The sequence below is a fragment of the Mycolicibacterium holsaticum DSM 44478 = JCM 12374 genome (genome assembly GCF_019645835.1).
Lineage (GTDB): Bacteria > Actinomycetota > Actinomycetes > Mycobacteriales > Mycobacteriaceae > Mycobacterium > Mycobacterium holsaticum.
In genome coordinates, this window is the sequence record NZ_CP080998.1 from 1,294,834 (window position 1) to 1,311,393 (window position 16,560).

General features: G+C 68.4%; 22 protein-coding genes. 8 read left to right on the forward strand and 14 right to left on the reverse strand.

Annotated elements, in window-relative coordinates:
• Nucleotides 1–45: 45 nt before the first annotated feature.
• Together K3U96_RS06295 and K3U96_RS06300 are read right to left on the reverse strand one after the other, a co-directional pair.
• Nucleotides 46–903 carry a DUF559 domain-containing protein gene (locus K3U96_RS06295; RefSeq protein ID WP_220692425.1) on the reverse strand — a complete coding sequence of 286 codons (858 nt, stop codon included), beginning with the start codon at nucleotides 901–903 and terminating at the stop codon, nucleotides 46–48.
• Nucleotides 904–1,003: 100 nt separating this feature from the next.
• Complete coding sequence (locus K3U96_RS06300; protein ID WP_069404528.1) at nucleotides 1,004–1,717, reverse strand: NAD-dependent deacylase; 714 nt, start codon at nucleotides 1,715–1,717, stop codon at nucleotides 1,004–1,006.
• 36 nt (nucleotides 1,718–1,753) lie between these two features.
• Between K3U96_RS06300 and K3U96_RS06305 the strand changes: the two genes are divergently transcribed.
• Nucleotides 1,754–2,119, forward strand: a complete 366-nt coding sequence (locus K3U96_RS06305) for an Rv1152 family transcriptional regulator (RefSeq protein ID WP_220693417.1) — start codon at nucleotides 1,754–1,756, stop codon at nucleotides 2,117–2,119.
• 4 nt (nucleotides 2,120–2,123) lie between these two features.
• On the opposite strand, the gene K3U96_RS06310 is transcribed toward K3U96_RS06305, so the two are convergent.
• From K3U96_RS06310 to K3U96_RS06320, 3 genes are read right to left on the reverse strand one after another with little or no spacing between them, the layout of a single operon-like run.
• On the reverse strand, nucleotides 2,124–2,966 hold the full coding sequence (locus K3U96_RS06310; RefSeq protein ID WP_069404518.1) for a class I SAM-dependent methyltransferase: 843 nt from the start codon (nucleotides 2,964–2,966) through the stop codon (nucleotides 2,124–2,126).
• 14 nt (nucleotides 2,967–2,980) lie between these two features.
• Nucleotides 2,981–3,502, reverse strand: coding sequence for a DUF1697 domain-containing protein (locus K3U96_RS06315; RefSeq protein ID WP_220692426.1), 522 nt, complete (start codon nucleotides 3,500–3,502; stop codon nucleotides 2,981–2,983).
• Entirely contained in the window at nucleotides 3,499–4,326 is an 828-nt protein-coding gene (locus K3U96_RS06320; RefSeq protein ID WP_220692427.1) for a class I SAM-dependent methyltransferase, read from the reverse strand. Before K3U96_RS06320 ends, K3U96_RS06315 begins: the two co-directional genes overlap by 4 nt.
• A gap of 32 nt (nucleotides 4,327–4,358) precedes the next feature.
• On the opposite strand from K3U96_RS06320, the gene K3U96_RS06325 reads away from it, so the two are divergent.
• Together K3U96_RS06325 and K3U96_RS06330 are read left to right on the forward strand one after the other, a co-directional pair.
• The gene (locus K3U96_RS06325) at nucleotides 4,359–4,802 is read left to right on the forward strand and encodes a PPOX class F420-dependent oxidoreductase (RefSeq protein ID WP_069404521.1); all 444 of its coding nucleotides are present in this window, start codon (nucleotides 4,359–4,361) and stop codon (nucleotides 4,800–4,802) included.
• A gap of 40 nt (nucleotides 4,803–4,842) precedes the next feature.
• Nucleotides 4,843–5,013 carry a DUF5302 domain-containing protein gene (locus tag K3U96_RS06330; protein WP_220692428.1) on the forward strand — a complete coding sequence of 57 codons (171 nt, stop codon included), beginning with the start codon at nucleotides 4,843–4,845 and terminating at the stop codon, nucleotides 5,011–5,013.
• Between the two features lie 63 nt (nucleotides 5,014–5,076).
• Here K3U96_RS06330 and K3U96_RS06335 read toward each other — a convergent pair whose 3' ends face one another.
• The 3 genes from K3U96_RS06335 to K3U96_RS06345 are packed head-to-tail and all read right to left on the reverse strand — an operon-like array spanning nucleotide 5,077 to nucleotide 8,294.
• Nucleotides 5,077–6,264 carry an MFS transporter gene (locus K3U96_RS06335; protein ID WP_372514878.1) on the reverse strand — a complete coding sequence of 396 codons (1,188 nt, stop codon included), beginning with the start codon at nucleotides 6,262–6,264 and terminating at the stop codon, nucleotides 5,077–5,079.
• A gap of 39 nt (nucleotides 6,265–6,303) precedes the next feature.
• Complete coding sequence (locus K3U96_RS06340; RefSeq protein ID WP_220692429.1) at nucleotides 6,304–7,950, reverse strand: monocarboxylic acid transporter; 1,647 nt, start codon at nucleotides 7,948–7,950, stop codon at nucleotides 6,304–6,306.
• The gene (locus K3U96_RS06345) at nucleotides 7,947–8,294 is read right to left on the reverse strand and encodes a DUF485 domain-containing protein (protein ID WP_230982383.1); all 348 of its coding nucleotides are present in this window, start codon (nucleotides 8,292–8,294) and stop codon (nucleotides 7,947–7,949) included. Before K3U96_RS06345 ends, K3U96_RS06340 begins: the two co-directional genes overlap by 4 nt.
• 441 nt (nucleotides 8,295–8,735) lie before the next feature.
• Between K3U96_RS06345 and K3U96_RS06350 the strand changes: the two genes are divergently transcribed.
• Nucleotides 8,736–9,317, forward strand: coding sequence for an HhH-GPD-type base excision DNA repair protein (locus K3U96_RS06350; protein WP_220692431.1), 582 nt, complete (start codon nucleotides 8,736–8,738; stop codon nucleotides 9,315–9,317).
• Nucleotides 9,318–9,344: 27 nt separating this feature from the next.
• Here the strand turns inward: K3U96_RS06350 and K3U96_RS06355 are convergent, their stop codons facing one another.
• Nucleotides 9,345–9,728, reverse strand: a complete 384-nt coding sequence (locus tag K3U96_RS06355) for a recombinase family protein (protein ID WP_069406429.1) — start codon at nucleotides 9,726–9,728, stop codon at nucleotides 9,345–9,347.
• Nucleotides 9,729–9,821: 93 nt separating this feature from the next.
• On the reverse strand, nucleotides 9,822–10,481 hold the full coding sequence (locus tag K3U96_RS06360; RefSeq protein ID WP_069406430.1) for a nitroreductase family protein: 660 nt from the start codon (nucleotides 10,479–10,481) through the stop codon (nucleotides 9,822–9,824).
• A gap of 48 nt (nucleotides 10,482–10,529) precedes the next feature.
• Between K3U96_RS06360 and K3U96_RS06365 the strand changes: the two genes are divergently transcribed.
• Nucleotides 10,530–10,676, forward strand: coding sequence for a DUF1059 domain-containing protein (locus K3U96_RS06365; protein WP_069406431.1), 147 nt, complete (start codon nucleotides 10,530–10,532; stop codon nucleotides 10,674–10,676).
• 21 nt (nucleotides 10,677–10,697) lie between these two features.
• On the opposite strand, the gene K3U96_RS06370 is transcribed toward K3U96_RS06365, so the two are convergent.
• Together K3U96_RS06370 and K3U96_RS06375 are read right to left on the reverse strand one after the other, a co-directional pair.
• Nucleotides 10,698–11,681: an Rv1157c family protein gene (locus K3U96_RS06370; protein ID WP_220692432.1), complete on the reverse strand. Its 984-nt coding sequence runs from the start codon at nucleotides 11,679–11,681 to the stop codon at nucleotides 10,698–10,700.
• A 57-nt stretch (nucleotides 11,682–11,738) separates the two neighbouring features.
• Nucleotides 11,739–12,299 carry a hypothetical protein gene (locus tag K3U96_RS06375; RefSeq protein WP_069406433.1) on the reverse strand — a complete coding sequence of 187 codons (561 nt, stop codon included), beginning with the start codon at nucleotides 12,297–12,299 and terminating at the stop codon, nucleotides 11,739–11,741.
• A gap of 130 nt (nucleotides 12,300–12,429) precedes the next feature.
• Between K3U96_RS06375 and K3U96_RS06380 the strand changes: the two genes are divergently transcribed.
• Entirely contained in the window at nucleotides 12,430–13,638 is a 1,209-nt protein-coding gene (locus tag K3U96_RS06380; RefSeq protein ID WP_275085195.1) for a mannosyltransferase, read from the forward strand.
• Here K3U96_RS06380 and K3U96_RS06385 read toward each other — a convergent pair.
• Nucleotides 13,619–13,900 carry a 4a-hydroxytetrahydrobiopterin dehydratase gene (locus K3U96_RS06385; protein WP_069406434.1) on the reverse strand — a complete coding sequence of 94 codons (282 nt, stop codon included), beginning with the start codon at nucleotides 13,898–13,900 and terminating at the stop codon, nucleotides 13,619–13,621. The two genes, K3U96_RS06380 and K3U96_RS06385, sit on opposite strands and share 20 nt — an antisense overlap.
• Before the next feature lie 28 nt (nucleotides 13,901–13,928).
• Between K3U96_RS06385 and K3U96_RS06390 the strand changes: the two genes are divergently transcribed.
• Complete coding sequence (locus K3U96_RS06390) at nucleotides 13,929–14,336, forward strand: (deoxy)nucleoside triphosphate pyrophosphohydrolase (protein WP_230982384.1); 408 nt, start codon at nucleotides 13,929–13,931, stop codon at nucleotides 14,334–14,336.
• Between the two features lie 61 nt (nucleotides 14,337–14,397).
• Here K3U96_RS06390 and K3U96_RS06395 read toward each other — a convergent pair whose 3' ends face one another.
• Entirely contained in the window at nucleotides 14,398–14,565 is a 168-nt protein-coding gene (locus K3U96_RS06395) for a hypothetical protein (RefSeq protein WP_110917374.1), read from the reverse strand.
• Nucleotides 14,566–14,621: 56 nt separating this feature from the next.
• Between K3U96_RS06395 and typA the strand changes: the two genes are divergently transcribed.
• Nucleotides 14,622–16,520, forward strand: a complete 1,899-nt coding sequence (gene typA / locus K3U96_RS06400; RefSeq protein WP_220692433.1) for a translational GTPase TypA — start codon at nucleotides 14,622–14,624, stop codon at nucleotides 16,518–16,520.
• The last annotated feature ends 40 nt before the right edge of the window (nucleotides 16,521–16,560 follow it).

The following is a 16,560-nucleotide window of genomic DNA, read 5'->3' on the forward strand; positions in this document are numbered from 1 at the left end:
GTGTGCGTTGAGGCGCGGCCACCGCAACAAGACGCACACAAATCGTCAAGAACGCAGCGCGTGCTGTATCTCGGCGATGACGCGCTGCGGATACGCGGTGAGGTCCAGCCAGGTGAAGCGCAGCACTTTCCAGCCGCGCAGCATGATTGTGTTCTGGCGTTGACGGTCTTCGACGAAATCCTGCGCGTCGCTGTGAAACGCCAGGCCGTCGACTTCAATGGCCACCTTCTGCTTGGGAAACGCGACGTCCACCAGGTAGCCGCTGACCGGAAAGTTCGTCCGCCACCCCGTGATGCCCGCTTCTCGTAGAAGTTTCCCGAGTAGGCGTTCGGCTTCCGAGCGGGCGCCGTCGGACGCCGCTTGCAGCAGTCGTCTGGCAGCCGGTGACCCGTGCCTGCCCTTGTTGCGCAGGTGCGCACGCCATAGCTCGCGAAGGTCGACATGGCGCTGCAGGGCCGAATCCAGTAAGACGGCGCCCTCGCGAAAACGAACGGCCGCCTCGAGGACCGTCAGCGCCAAGGCCGTGACCCGCAACCCGTTTCGCTCGATGACATCGGCTGGCGCCAGGTCGCGTCGCCGCATTCGTACGTCTTGGCGGTGTGGGTGGTGACTGGCCCTGGGGACCGTGACCTCGATGACGGGCGGAACGTATCGGGTCACGCCATGCCACCACGCCGCGGCCCTGCCGCTGGCCACGGCCTCGGGCCCGTAACCCCACACCGCGGCACGCAGCCGCGCCGCGTCGGTGAACGGGCGGTCGTCGACGAAGAACACCCCTGGTGAGCAGCGCCGCCAACGCCCGGCGCGGACCCGGCGGGCGACCGCATGCCTGCTCAGCCCCGCCCGCTGTGCCTGGGCAAGGGTGATGATCCCGTCTTGGCAGCGCAAATAGTCGTCGACCACATTAGGAATCGACGCGCCGGAAGGTCATCCGGTTCCATCCCTGGCGATTTGTGTGCGTTCAGGCGCGGTCAGCGCAACAAAACGCACACAAATCGCACGGTTAGCCGAGGAGGGCGGGCAGTCGCTGCAGCAGGCCGGGCAACGCCTCGACCGCGGTCTCGCGCAGCGACACCGTGGCAGCGTCCGACAGCGGGGTGCGCTCGGGGTTCACCTCGATGACGACGGTGCCCTTCGCCACCGCCATCTCGGGCAGCCCGGCGGCGGGGTAGACGATCGAGGAGGTGCCGACCACGATCACGACGTCGGCGCCGATGACCGCCTCCACCGAGCGTTGCCACGCCTCGTCGGGCAGCGACTCGCCGAACCACACCACATTGGGCCGGATCAGCCCGCCGCACGCACACAGCGGCGGTTCGACGGCGTCCACCGGCTCGGGCATCGCAGGCAGATCGCCTTCAAAGGCCGATCGACAAGCGTCGCAATGGAATTCGAACAGGCTGCCGTGCAGATGGTAGACCTGCGTGCTGCCCGCCCGTTCGTGCAGATCGTCGACGTTCTGGGTGACGACGTGCACGTCGGCGTAGTCCTGCCAGGCCGCGACGGCCAGGTGGCCGTTGTTCGGCTGCACCGAGCCCATCATGTAATGGCGCCACAGGTACCACGCCCACACCTTCTCCGGGTTCGCCCGCCAGCCCTCGGAACTGGAAATCTCATACGGGTCGACGTTGGCCCACAGCCCGGTCTCGGCATCCCGGAACGTGGGCACCCCGCTCTCCGCCGAGATGCCCGCACCGCTGACGACCGTAACCTGCACACATCCAAAGTAGCCGCTTTGGGCATACTGAAGCACGTGGCGGGGTTGGCGGAGTGGGTACGCATCGATCAACGTGCATCCGGCGCCCTGTTCGATCAGCTGAGAACGCAGATCATCGACGGGGTCCGCGACGGCAGGCTGCCGCCGGGCACCCGGCTGCCGACGGTGCGGGAACTCGCCGGACAACTCGGGCTGGCCGTCAACACGGTCGCGCGTGCCTACCGTGAGCTGGAGTCGAGCGGAATACTCGAAACCCGGGGGAGGTTCGGCACTTTCGTGGCCAGGGTCGATCCCGCGGATGCGGCGATGGCCAGCGCGGCGCACAACTTCGTGTCGGCGGCCAAGGCGATGGGCGTGGGGAAGGCCGAGGCCCTGCGCTACGTCGAGGCCGCCTTCGGCTGACCTGTCAGCCGAACTCCAGCAGCACGAACACCGGCCGCACCGCGTCGAACACCGGAAGCCGCTGGGCAGTCCACAGCAGCGTGTTGAAGACTTTGCCGCGACCGGGCGGTATGGGCACATCGTGCACGGCACGGATGCCGGGGATTTCGTGCACCAAGTTTGCCACCTGTGACGGCGTCAGGCTGAACGGCATGGGCGGCACCCGATAGCGCAGCGAGGGCCGCAGCACGCCGCGGGTGGTAGCGGCCGCGAACCAGGCCGGCGGCAGGTCGAACATCATCTGCGCGCCGGGGAACCGCTTGGCGCATTCGGCGATCAGCCCGAGCGCTTCCTCGGGTTGCAGGTACATCAGCAGGCCCTCGGCGGTGATGAACACGCCGTGCCCGGTGTCGACCTTGTCCATCCAGGTGAAGTCCAATGCCGACTGGGCGACCATCTGCACCCGGTCGGAGGCGGGCAGCAGCTTGCGACGCAGCTCGATCATCGGTGCGAGATCGACGGTGAGCCAACGAAATTCCTGTCCGACGTCGGCGGCGTCGAGCCGATAGAAGCTGGTCTGCAGTCCCTCGGCCAACGCCACCACCGTCGCCTTGGGGTGGTCACGCAGGTAGCGGCGGGCGTGCCTGTCGAAGGCCAGCGCCCGCACCGCCATGTCCTGGCGCCGGGACGGCCCGAACTTGGCGAAGTCGAAGTCGATGGAATCGACCAGTTGCACGGCCATCGGGTCGTCGAGGATCGAGTCGGGCCGGCGCGCCTCGGTCGCGCGGACCTGCAGGGTCAGCAGTGCGGTTTCGGAGACGCCGGTCAACACGGTGCCGTCGGCCTTCGCGGTGGGTGTGGAACTCACCCGTCCGAATCTACCTACCGCAGCACTTTCTCGACGGTGCGCAGGTTGCGGGTGGTCGTCGACGACTTGTAGCGCTTCTTGCCCATGGTCTTACCCATGACCGAGTCCAGGGTGGCGGACTTGGCCACCTGCCAGTAGACGACGCCGTCGCCGCGCCGGATCTTCTCGTGTTTTCCGGCGTCCTCGGCCAGGCCGACCAACTCGTCGAGCACCTGTGGGTCGGTGACGAAGGTGACGTAGGAGTGGTGGCCGTCGACCTCACGCTCGAACGGATACGCCTCCGAGATCGCCCGCACGGTGTCGAGGTCGTAGGCCAACACCCAGGCGTCGTAGCCGAATCGCTCGCGCAGCGCCTTCTCGGCTCGCCGCCGCACCGTCGCCTCCTTGGCGGGGCTGTCGAGCAGCACGTTGCCGGTCGCCAAAATTGTTCGGACATTGCTGAATCCGGCGTCCTGGAACGCCTCGGCGACGTCGGCCATCTTAAGGTTGACGCCGCCGACGTTCACCCCGCGCAGGAAGGCCGCGTAGCGTGTCACGGCCCGAACTCCAGCAGCGTGAACGACGGCCGTCGGCGCCGGAACGCCGGCAGCCGGTCCCACACGGGTGAGCCGGCCAGTTTCCACAGGCCCCGCGCGGGCGGCATCCGGAGATCGCGGGCGACGCGGACACCGGGAATGCGCCCGGCAAGGGCGACGGCGTCGTCGAGGCTGAGCCCGAACGGCATCGGCGGCGCCACGTAGCGGTCGGAGAGCTTCAACCCGGCCAGCGTGCGTCGACTCAGCCACGCCGGCACCGAATCGAATACCATCTGCCCGCCGGGGAACCGCTTGGCGCAGTCCGCGATCAACCCCAGCGCCTCCTCGGGCTGCAGGTACATCAGCAGGCCCTCGGCGGTGATGAACACGCCGTGCTCGGCGTCGACGCGGTCCATCCAGCTGCGGTCCAGCGCCGACTGGGCCAGCGCCACGATACGTTCGTCGGAGGGCAGCAGCTTCTCCCGCAGCGCGATCACCTGCGGCAAATCGATGGAATACCAGGTTGTTTCGTCGATCAGCCCGGTTCGGTCCAGTCGCCAGAAGCTGGTCTGCAGCCCCTCGGCGAGCGCCACCACCGACGCCTTGGGGTGGGTGGCGAGGTAGTCGCGCGCGGCCGCATCGAAGGCCACGGCGCGCAACGCGTGCGACGGGTTGGGCCTGCCGAACTTGAGGTAGTCGTAGTCGATGGCGTCGAACAGCGCCACCGCCCACGGATCGCGGATCACGCCGTCGGAGCGCTTGGCCTCGTTGGCGCGGAAGTGCAGCGTCCACAGCGCGGTGGCCGAGACCCCGTCGAGAAGGTTGCCGTCGACTGAACAAGTCATCACCCTCGATGGTAGAGACGTAGGCTCGAACCATGGGACGTGGCGTGTTCGACGACAAGCTGTTGGCGCTGATCGGTGGGAACTCGCTGGGGGTGCTGGCCACGATCAAGCGCGACGGTCGGCCACAGCTGTCGAACGTGTCCTACTACTTCGATCCGCGCGCGTTGACGATTCAGGTGTCGATCACCGAACCGCGGGCCAAGACGCGCAACCTGCGCCGCGACCCCAGGGCGTCGATCCACGTCACCTCCGATGACGGCTGGGCCTACGCCGTGGCCGAGGGCGACGCCGAGCTCACCCCGCCGGCCGCCGAGCCCGACGACGACACCGTCGAGGCGTTGATCGCGTTGTACCGCAACATCGCCGGTGAACATCCGGACTGGGACGACTATCGCCGCGCGATGGTCGACGACCGGCGCGTGGTGATGACGCTGCCGATCTCGCACGTCTACGGTATGCCGCCCGGCAGGCGATAAGCAGGCGACGACGGTCGCGCGGCCGCGTAGGCTGCCAGTCATGGCTGACTCGCCGCAGGAAGACGACACCAAACGCAAGTTCCGCGAAGCGCTGGAACGCAAGAACGCCAAGGCGGGCGACGGCGGCAATCACAAGGACGCCGGCGCTAAGCAGCCGCGGGCGCACGGCCCGGTCGAGCATCGGCGGGAGTTCCGTCGCAAGAGCGGCTAAGCCCCTCCGCGCGCCGGGGTGCGCCGTGCTGCGCAGGCCGGTGTCGCGCATGAATAGAAGCGCTCAAGTCCGTGCGGCGCGACCCGATTCCCGCGACTCGCGCACCAGGATCGCGGCCAGGCAGATACCCGCGAGCACCGCGACCGCGACCGCAAAGCTCACCCCCGCGGCGCGCAATCCCCACGTTTGGGCGGCCAGTCCCTCGCCGATCACGGGCAGCGAGATCGCGACGTAGCCGATGACGAAATAGGTCGAGTTCACCTCGGCGCGACGTTCGGCCGGGGTTCGCTCGGCGATCGCCGCGAGGCCGCGGCTGAACGCGATGCCGTGTCCGACACCGGATACCAGCCCGGCGGCGATCAGCCCGATAAGTGACGTAAAGACAAGCGCCGCAGCCAGAATCACCATACCCGCGATGAGTATCGCGCAGCCGACCGCGACCGCTCGCTGCGGCTCCATGCCGCCGACAGCCACCTGGGTCACCGCCGACGCGAGGAAGATCGAGCTGGCGACCAGACCGGCCACGGCGTGGTTGCCGATGCCTGCGACGTCGGCGACAAAGGACGGCGCCACCGCCATGAACAGCCCGGTCACCGCGAAGCCCGCGAAGCCTGCGATCGCGGCGATGACGAACACCGCGCGCACCTCGGCGGGCACGGACAACCGTTGCACCCCGATCCGGCCGGTGCGCTCCGACGTCTCGGGCGCGAGCAGCACGGCGGCGCCCGCCAGCAGCGCGAGCACGATGTGCACCACGAAGCTCAGCTGCAACGGCCGCGGCGCGTACTGCACCAACAGGCCGGCCACCAGCGGTCCGGCGCCCAACCCGCCGATGTTGGCGATGGTCGCGACGGCCGCGGCCCTGGTCCGCCAGCTCGGCGGGGCGGCTTCGATCACCGCCGCGGTCGCCGTTCCGGTGAACAACCCCGCCGACAGCCCCGACAACACCCGGCCGACCGAGAGCACAGCCACCGAGTCGGCCGTGAGGAACACCGCCGCGCTGGCCACCGCCGCCACCACACCGGCAAGCAGGATCGGTCGTCGCCCGATGACATCGGACCATCGGCCGAACGCCACCAGCGCGAACAGCACACCACCGGCGTACATCGCGTAGATGACCGTGGTGGTCACCACCCCGAAATCCATCTGCTCGGCGTACAGCGCATACATCGGGGTCGGCACGGTGGTGCCGAGCATGATCGCCGCGAACGCATAGGCCAGCAGCGGGAAGGCGAACCGGGACCTGACCACGCCGGGGTGCAACTTCGTTCGCCGGGACGCTATTCCGGCCTAGTGCGTCACCGCCTTCTCCGCGCCGACGCCGGTCAGCGCGCGAACCTCGAACTCGGCGTTGATCTCCGGATCGCCGCGGTCCGGCGAGGTGAGCGTGCCGATGATGCCGAGCGCGAACGCCAGCGGAATCGACACGATGCCGGGGTTGGCCAGCGGGAACCAGGCGAAGTCCACGCTGGCGAGCATCGCCGTCTTGGCGCCTGACACCGCGGGGGAGAAGACGATCAACACGATGGTCGAGACCAACCCGCCGTACATGCTCCACAGCGCGCCGCGGGTGTTGAACCGCGGCCAGTACAGCGAGTACAGGATCGTCGGCAGGTTGGCCGCGGCGGCGATCGCGAACGCCAGCGCCACCAGGAACGCGATGTTCTGTTCGGCGGCCAGCACACCGAGGCCGATCGCCAGGATGCCCAGCACCACCACGGTGATACGCGAAACCCGGACCTGCTCACTCTCCGAGACCGCCTCCTTCCCCTCGGGCCGGCGCAGCACGTTGGCGTAGATGTCGTGCGCGAACGACGTCGCGGCCGTGATCGTCAGCCCGGCGACCACCGCCAGGATCGTGGCGAACGCGACCGCCGAGATGACGCTGAGCAGGACCACCCCGCCCAGTTCGAAGGCCAGCAGCGGCGCGGCCGAGTTCTGCGCGCCCGGGGCCGCCAGGATGACGTCGGGCCCGACCAGCGCCGCCGCGCCGTAGCCCAGGGCCAGGGTGAACAGATAGAACGCCCCGATCAACCAGATCGCCCACACCACCGAGCGGCGCGCCTCTTTCGCCGACGGCACCGTGTAGAAGCGCATCAACACGTGCGGTAGGCCGGCCGTGCCGAGCACCAGGGCCAGCGCCAGCGAGATGAAGTTGATCTGCGACGTCAGCGAGGCGCCGTACTGGGCGCCGGGGGCCAGCACGTCGCGGCTGGCGACGGCCTCGTTGCCCGACGCCGACACCGCCGACTGGGCGGCGCCCAGAATCTCGGAGAGGTTCACCCCGAACTTGGTCAGCACCATCACCGTCATCAGCGCGGCGCCCCCGATCAGCAGGACGGCCTTGATGATCTGCACCCAGGTGGTGCCCTTCATCCCGCCGATGAGCACGTAGAGGATCATCAGCACGCCGACGACGGCGATCACCACGGCCTGGCCGAAGTCGCTGGACACGTCGAGCAGCAGCGCCACCAACCCGCCTGCGCCCGCCATCTGCGCCAGCAGATAGAACAGACAGACGGCCAGGGTGGTGATGGCCGCGGCCATCCGCACGGGCCGTTGTTTGAGCCGGAAGCTGAGCACGTCGGCCATGGTGAATTTGCCTGCGTTGCGCAGCAATTCGGCCACCAGAAGCAGTGCCACCAGCCAGGCGACCAGGAAACCGATGGAGTAGAGGAAGCCGTCGTAGCCGTACACCGCGATAGCTCCGGCGATGCCGAGGAAGCTGGCCGCCGACAGGTAGTCGCCGGAGATCGCGATGCCGTTCTGCGGCCCGGTGAACGCCCGGCCCGCGGTGAAGAACTCCGTGGCGGTGGCGTTGCGTTTACTCGCCCGGACCACGATGTACAGCGTCACGGCGACGAACAGCGCGAAGATGCCGATGTTGGTGGCGGGGTTGCCGACGGCTCCGTCCTGGGCCAGCAGTTCGGCGCTCATGCGGCGCGGCCGTCGAGTTCGGCGGCGATCGCCTCGGCCCGCGGGTCGAGCTCGCGGTTGGCGAATCGGACGTAGAGCCAGGTGATGAGGAACGTCGACACGAACTGGCCCAACCCGATCAGCAGGCCGACGTTGATGTTGCCCCACACTTTGATCGCCATGAAGTCATGGGCGAACGCACCCAGCAGCACGTAGGCCGAATACCAGGTGAGAAACAGTGCGCTCATCGGGAAGACGAAGCGGCGCAGCCTACTTCGTAAGTCCTGAAACTCGGGGCTGGCCTGGACAGCCAGGTATTCCTGACCGCTGACCGGTGCTACTCGCGAACGATGAGTCTCGGACAAGGCGGCTCCTGACCTCGATGGGCAAAAATGTGCGTGCGCCAGCATATGAGACGGTCGTCACATATCGGCTGGTTCCCGCGCAGTTGGCAGCTCAAACTTCGCAGCGGGGTGATCGGCCACTCCGGCACGACGGATGGCCGGTGCCCGCGCAGCGACCGGCAAATCGTCAAAGCTGCGGCAGCCCAATGGGATCCGCGCCGGGTCGGCTACTGAACGGGGCAGGGCTATCCGGGTGGGCCGCCCCCGCCTGGTGCGCAACTCGCCAGGCCGTTCAGGTGATAGCCGTTGCGTTCCACACCCTCGCGGCGGCCATAGGTGCAATCTGTCCGTCTGCTAGGGGTGTACTACCGGTTATCGCCTACGAGCGCACACCCCGGTGACATGTGGTGCCGGATCATTGCGGCCGACCACTCGGACCTAGGTCGTCCTAGACTGGTCGGCGTGGCGAAACTGCAGCTAGTTCAAGATCCTGCGGCCGACGCGCTGCTGGAGTCCAACCCGTTTGCGCTGCTGGTCGGCATGCTGCTCGACCAGCAGTACCCGATGGAGGCGGCGTTCGCCGGTCCGAAGAAGATCGCCGACCGCATGTGCGGGCACCTCGACCCGAACGCGATCGCCGAGTACGACCCCGAGAAGTTCGCCGCGATGTGCTCGAAAACCCCTGCCATACATCGCTTTCCGGGGTCGATGGCCAAACGGATCCAGGCGCTGGCGCAACTGGTCGTCGACCGCTACGACGGTGACGCGGCCGCGCTGTGGACGGCGGGCGATCCCGACGGTGCCGAGGTACTGAGCCGGCTCAAGAGCCTGCCGGGCTTCGGCGAGCAGAAGGCGAAGATCTTTCTGGCGCTGCTGGGCAAGCAATACGGTGTGACGCCGCAGGGCTGGCGCAAGGCCGCGGGCGATTACGGCAGAGCCGGGTCGTACCTGTCGATCGCCGACGTCGTCGACGCCGGCTCGCTGGAGAAGGTGCGCACCGCCAAGAAGCAGGCCAAGGCCGCCGCGAAGGTCGCAAAGGGCTGACCCTGACCCGCCGAGACTGCGGCGACGTCACGATCTGTGCGCAGTTTCGGAGTCCAGCGCGGCCAGCGTGGCGATGATGCTGGCCACCACGCGTCCGGTCGTGGTGCCGGTGTCCAACCCCTCCCGAAGGGTGCGCAACCTGATCCCGCGGTCGGTGAGGTTGGCGATCGTGCGGGTCACCTCGGCGGTCGACACGCCCAGCCGGTCCAGCGCGACGACGACGATGGTGTCCCCGGCGCGGGCGTAGCTCAACATGGCGTGCAGACCGGCGCGGATGCGGTCGGCCGAATCGGACAACGTGTCAGTGAACACCCGGCGGGGATCGACGCCCGCGTCGCTGAGCGCCGCGAGCTGACCTTCGAGGTTCTGCCCGACGGTGCTTGCTGTGGCGTAGCCCAGCGTGCAGGTCACGTACCCAAGGTCTCATGACAGACAGCCGATGGGAAAGGGGGCGCGACCCATCGAGTCGAGCCGGCGGCCGAACCGTGACCTGCGCGTTGCCGGCTAAGCGCGCAGTGGTTCCCCGTCGAAGCGCTCCTTGGTGGCGATCTCCGACACCGGCCTGCGGCTGAGCTTGGTGAGCTGGCGCGTCGGCTTGCCGAGGGGCAGCAGCGCGGCGACCGCGTAATGGTCGGGAATGGCGAGCAGCTCGCGCACGCGTGGTTCCTGCGCCACCGCCGCGGTGGTGAGAACGCCGCCGTAACCCTCGTTGCGCGCCGCCAGCAGGATGTTCCAGACGAACGGATACACCGATGCGCCTGCGATCAGGCCGACGCGGTCCAGGTGCTGGTCGAACGCCGCGACCACACCGAGGTCGACGCAGACCACCAGCACCACGTCGGCCCCGCGCAACGGCGACGCCGTCGGCACCTCGACCGCGGCGATCGTCTCCTCGTCAACAGCGGTCGGCTGCAACGGGTTCCACGGGCTCTCACCGTTTCGCAGCTGGGCGATGTAGCGCTTGGTCCCCGGAATCGTGCATTCGATCAGCGATTCGCGGGTCTGGTGGTCGCGCACGGCGATGACGCGGTTGCCCTGCCGGTTGCCCCCGCTGGGCGCGAACCGCGCGTTGTCCAGAATGCGGACGAGCACGTGGTCGGGCAGCGGATCGCCGGTGAACTCCCGGACGGCGAACGTGGATCGCATGACGTTATAGAGGTCCATGGCCTACATCTATACGTCGATTCAGGCGACCTATGCCATGGTGAACATATGAAGACGCATCTGAACTGCCCGTGCGGCGAAGCGATCACCGGCAAGGACGAGGACGATCTGGTCGAGAAGGCGCAGGCGCACCTTTCCGAGATGCACCCCGGCCGCGATTACGACCGGGACGCCATCCTCTTCATGGCCTACTGACGCCTTCGCCGAAGAAGGGATCTACGGCACGACCGTTGAGCCGATGGTCGGCATGAACTGACACTGCTTCTCGGTGGTGGTGACCTGGCCGAAGATCGTCGAGATGATGCTGCCCGGGCCGGTGTCGACGATCGCGGTCAGCGTGGTCGGGCCCTCCGGGTTGATGTCCGAACGCGGCGTGAGCGTGGCGCTGCCCGACTTGCCGGTGCTGAGGTTCACCCAGGTGACGTTCAGCGGCAGCTCCTGCTTGGCCGCGGGTCCCGGCGTGCCGACCGCGGTGAACACGTAGGCGGTCTGGCCCGGCCCCGGACCTGGCGTCGGAATCTTGGCCGGACCGGCCACCGAGATGGCGGTGGCCAGCACGTTGCCGCCGTCCTTCAGGCAGTTGTTGCTGATCGACGGGTACATGAAGTCCTGCGTCGGCGGTGCGTCCGGACCGAACGCCGGACCCGGAGCGGGTGCGGGTGCGGCTTCCGGCGCGGGCGCAGGTGCGGGACCCGACGCCGCCGCGGGTGCGGCTTCCGGCGCGGGTGCGGGTGCGGGCGCGGCTTCCGGCGCGGGCGCAGGTACGGGTGCGGCCAGCGGCGTCGGAGCAGGCGCGGGCGCCTCGGCGGCGGCAGGCACCGGCCCGACCGCGTGTGCGGGGTCGATGCCTGCGGGCAGATGCGCCTGGGCGCCGGGTACTGCGCCGGGGGCCGGAACATGCGCGACGAACTGGTTGACCGCCGTCGCGACATTTCGGGAATCGGCCGGAACCACGGCGTCGCCGGCGAACACCGCGGCCGCGGCCATCAACGTCGACGCGGCGTTGGTCGGATCGGCGGCGGCCTGCTGAATGGCCGGGCCGATGCTCTGCACCGCCGACAGGCCGGGCGCCTGCAGTCCGTCGATCGGCGGGGGCGGTGCGGGTTGGGCGTTGGCCACACCGGCCACGCTGCCAAGCAGCAGCGTGGCCGATGAGCCGAGCGCGGCGGCGACGGTGACGAACGTTGTCCTAGATGACATGGCTCCCCCAGGGTGTGGTGGTCGTGGTCCGGTCGTGAGCTACCGTCGCCCTCGCCGTCAGGGCAGACCCGAGAGCGGGCTGAACACCGGCGGAAGGCTCGTACCGGGGACCGGAATGCTCGCCGCGGGTGCCGGGGCCGCGGGTGCGACGGCAGCAGGCGCCGCCGCGGAGCCCGTGGCGGGCAGCAGTCCCACCAACGGCGTGCCCTCGGGCAGCAGGGAGGCCAGGCCGTTGGGGATGGACGTCAGCAGGTCCTGCGGCGCGGTCGACGTGGTGGCTGCCGGGGCGGCCACGGGCGCGGCCGGCATACCGGGCAGCGACGACGGCGGCTGGGGCAGGGTGACCGAGGCGGTGGCCGTCGGCGCCGTCGCGGCCGGGGCGGTCGCCGTCGCGGCCGGCGCCTGCGCACTGCCGAGCAGCGACGTGACACCCTGCATGACCTGCGAGGCGATCGCCGGGTTGCTGGCGAGCTGTTGGATGAACGGCAGGCCCGGCACGGACGGAGCGGGCGCGGGAGCCGCCGGTTGGGCGCCGGCGGTGGCGCTCAGCGCGAGCGCCGCAGCCGCCCCCGCAGCGGCGATCGTCGAGGTCGCGAATACTTTTGCGATCTTGTGCATGGTTTATCCAATCCGTTGTGGGCACGCCTCCGCCCGAAGCTAGGCCTGTTACTGCTGAGACTCGTGTGACACGTGGGGCGGTTATTCAACCGTTACGGATGCGAAGGGTTTTGGTGACCACGGACCGGCGCTGGATAAAGTCGGACGGATTGACATCGAAACGGCTCCGACCCCGTCGCGCATCGCTGCCCGAGTGGCCGCCGCGGCGCCCGTCGTCCTTCTGCTCAGCATCGCCGCGCGGCTGGCGTGGACCTACCTGGTGCCCAACGGCGCGAACTTCGTCGATCTGCACGTGTACGTCGGCGGCGCAGCAACCCTGGACGGCCCCGGCGCGCTCTACGACTACGTCTACGCCGAGCAGACCCCCGACTTTCCGTTGCCGTTCACCTATCCGCCGTTCGCCGCGGTGGTGTTCTTCCCGTTGCATCTCGTGCCGTTCGGGGTCGTGGCGTTTGTCTGGCAGCTCGGCATCATCGCCGCGTTGTACGGCGTGGTGCGAATCAGCCAGCGGCTGTTGGGTTCTGGGGACCGGCGCGTCGCGATGCTGTGGACGGCCGTCGGCATCTGGACCGAACCGTTGCGCAGCACATTCGACTACGGACAGATCAACGTGCTGCTGGTGTTGGCCGTGCTGTACGCGGTCTACAGCACGCGGTGGTGGCTGTCGGGGGTGCTGGTCGGTCTGGCGGCCGGGATGAAGCTGACGCCGGCCATCTCGGGGCTGTATTTCCTCGGTGCGCGACGGTGGGCGGCCGCGGTGTTCTCGGCCGTCGTCTTCGTTGCCACCGTGGGTGTTTCGGCGCTGGTGATCGGCGGGCCGACGCGGTACTACTTCACCGAACTTCTCGGCGACGCCGATCGTGTCGGGCCGATCGGGACGTCGTTCAACCAATCCTGGCGCGGCGGCATCTCGCGGATCCTCGGTCACGACGCGGGCTTGGGTCCTGCGGTGCTGATCGCGATCGCGGTGACGGCGGTGCTGGCGATCCTGGCGTGGCGGGCGATCGGCGGTGCGTCGGACCGGCTCGGCGCGATCCTCGTCGTGCAGTTGTTCGGGCTGCTGCTGTCGCCGATCTCGTGGACCCATCACTGGGTGTGGTTGATCCCGCTGATGATCTGGCTGCTGCACGGCCCGCTGGCCGACCGGCTGGGCGCGCGGATCCTGGGCTGGGGTTGGCTGGCGCTGAGCCTGGTCGGGGTGCCGTGGCTGTTGAGCTTCGCCCAGCCGACCATCTGGGTGATCCCCCGGCCGTGGTACCTGGCCTGGGCGGGCCTGGTTTACATCGTCGCGACGCTGGCGACGCTGGCGTGGATCGCGGCTAGTCGACGATCCCGTTGATCTCGCGGGCCATCTCGACGTCCTTGTCGGTGATGCCGCCTTCGGAATGGGTCACCAACGCGAAAGTCACTGTCCGCCAGCGGATGTCGATGTCGGGGTGATGATCTTTCTGCTCGGCTTTCTCGCCGACACGGCGCACCGCATCGATGCCGTCGAGGAATGCCGGGAATTTGATCGAGCGGCGCAGCGCCCCCTCGGCACGCTCCCAGCCGGGAAGGTCGGCCAGTGCGGCGTCCACTTGTTCGTCCGTTAACACAGCCATGGGTTTCTACGGTATACCGTCACGAGCAGTGTCGAACCAGAAGCCAACCCAGGTCGTCGTTGCAGGTGCGCTGATCTCCGGTGCGTCGCTGCTGGTCGCCCAGCGGGCCCGGCCGCCCGAACTGGCGGGGCTGTGGGAGCTGCCCGGCGGCAAGGTCGCCGCGGGCGAGACCGACGAAGCCGCGTTGGCCCGTGAACTGCGCGAGGAACTGGGTGTCGAGGTGACGGTTGGTGCGCGGCTGGGCGCAGACGTCGCCCTCAATGCGACGACGACGCTGCGGGCCTACCGCGTCACACAGACCGGCGGCACCCTGCATCCCAACGACCATCGTGCGTTGCGGTGGGTCGGCGTCGACGAACTCAACGGGGTGGCGTGGGTGCCCGCCGACCGGACGTGGCTCGCCGCGCTCAAGCAGGCGCTGACGCCGCTGCGGTGACCCCGCGCTGCGGGCGCGATCCGCGCGGCTTTGGTGTCCTGACCGCAGCGTCAACGCCTCGTCAGCTTCGCCGGGCCCGTTTGTGCACCTTCATCAGGTCTTTACCGCGCAGGCCGTGCCGTTCGGCCTTGCGCACCTTGGCGAGCACCACCGGGCAGCGTTTGCAGCGAGGTTTGCTGCGGCAGCACTTCTTCTTCGGTTTGAGGTCGGCGAACTTGCTGGCCTTCAAGTGAGCTGGCTCTCTCGTTTTCGCGATAGACGGTTTGCCCTGCGACAATGAACGACGTGAATTTTCGGAACGTCGCCATCGTGGCACACGTCGACCATGGCAAGACGACTCTGGTCGACGCGATGCTGCGGCAGTCGGGGGCATTGACGCATCGGGGCGACGACACCACCGAGCGCATCATGGACTCCGGTGACCTCGAGCGGGAAAAAGGCATCACGATCCTGGCCAAGAACACCGCCGTGCATCGCCACCACGACGACGGCTCCGTCACGATCATCAACGTCATCGACACCCCCGGCCACGCCGACTTCGGTGGCGAAGTCGAGCGCGGGCTGTCCATGGTCGACGGTGTGGTGCTGCTGGTCGACGCGTCCGAGGGGCCGCTACCGCAGACGCGGTTCGTGCTGCGCAAGGCGCTGGGCGCGCACCTTCCGGTCATCCTCGTGGTCAACAAGACCGATCGGCCCGACGCGCGCATCGCCGAGGTGGTCAGCGCCAGCCACGACCTGCTTCTCGACGTGGCCGACGACCTCGCCGCCAGCGACCCGGAAGCGCAGAAGGCCGCCGAACACGCGCTCGGCCTGCCCACGCTCTACGCGTCGGGTCGCGCCGGGGTGGCCAGCACCGTGGCACCGGCCGACGGACAGGTTCCCGACGGTCAGAACCTCGACCCGCTGTTCGACGTTCTGCTGGAACACATTCCGGCGCCGAGCGGGAATCCCGACGCGCCGCTGCAGGCGCTCGTCACCAACCTCGACGCGTCGGCGTTCCTCGGTCGCCTCGCACTGATCCGGGTCTACAACGGCCGGTTGCGCAAGGGCCAGACCGTGGCGTGGATGCGCCAGATCGACGGCGCGCCGGTCATCACCAACGCGAAGATCACCGAGCTGCTCGCCACCGTCGGCGTGGAACGCAGCCCTACCGACGAGGCCGTCGCCGGGGACATCGTCGCGGTCGCCGGGCTGCCCGAGATCATGATCGGCGACACGCTGGCCGACCCCGAGCACGCGCACGCGCTGCCGCGCATCACCGTCGACGAGCCGGCGATCTCGGTGACCATCGGCACCAATACGTCGCCGTTGGCGGGCAAGGTTTCCGGGCACAAGCTCACCGCGCGGATGGTGCGCAACCGGCTGGATCAGGAACTGGTCGGCAACGTGTCGATCCGCGTCGTCGACATCGGCCGACCCGACGCCTGGGAGGTGCAGGGCCGCGGTGAGCTGGCGTTGGCCATCTTGGTCGAGCAGATGCGCCGGGAGGGTTTCGAGCTGACCGTGGGCAAGCCGCAAGTGGTCACCAAGACGATCGACGGCAAGCTGCACGAGCCGTTCGAGGCGCTGACCATCGACTGTCCAGAGGAGTTCGTCGGCGCCATCACCCAGCTGATGGCCGCGCGCAAGGGCCGGATGGAGGAGATGGCCAACCACGCCGCGGGGTGGGTGCGGATGGACTTCATCGTGCCGAGCCGCGGGCTGATCGGGTTCCGCACCGACTTTCTCACTCTGACGCGCGGCACCGGGATCGCCAACGCGGTGTTCGACGGCTACCGGCCGTGGGCGGGGGAGATCCGCGCCAGGCACACCGGCTCGCTGGTCAGTGACCGGTCCGGGTCGATCACGCCGTTCGCGCTGATCCAACTCGCGGACCGCGGCCAGTTCTTCGTCGAACCCGGCGAGCCCACTTATGAGGGTCAGGTCGTCGGGATCAACCCGCGCGCAGAGGATCTCGACATCAACGTCACCCGGGAGAAGAAGCTGACGAACATGCGCTCGTCGACCGCTGACGTGATGGAAACCCTCGCCAAGCCAATCCAATTGGACCTCGAGCAGGCGATGGAGTTCTGTGGCTCCGACGAATGCGTCGAGGTCACACCGGAAGTCGTGCGGGTGCGCAAAGTCGAGCTCAACGCCGCCCAGCGGCTGCGGGCCAAGGCTCGCGCCAAAGCCCGCGGATAGCCGCGCTTACTCGTCTTCCGTCACCTGCCGCGCACTCGTC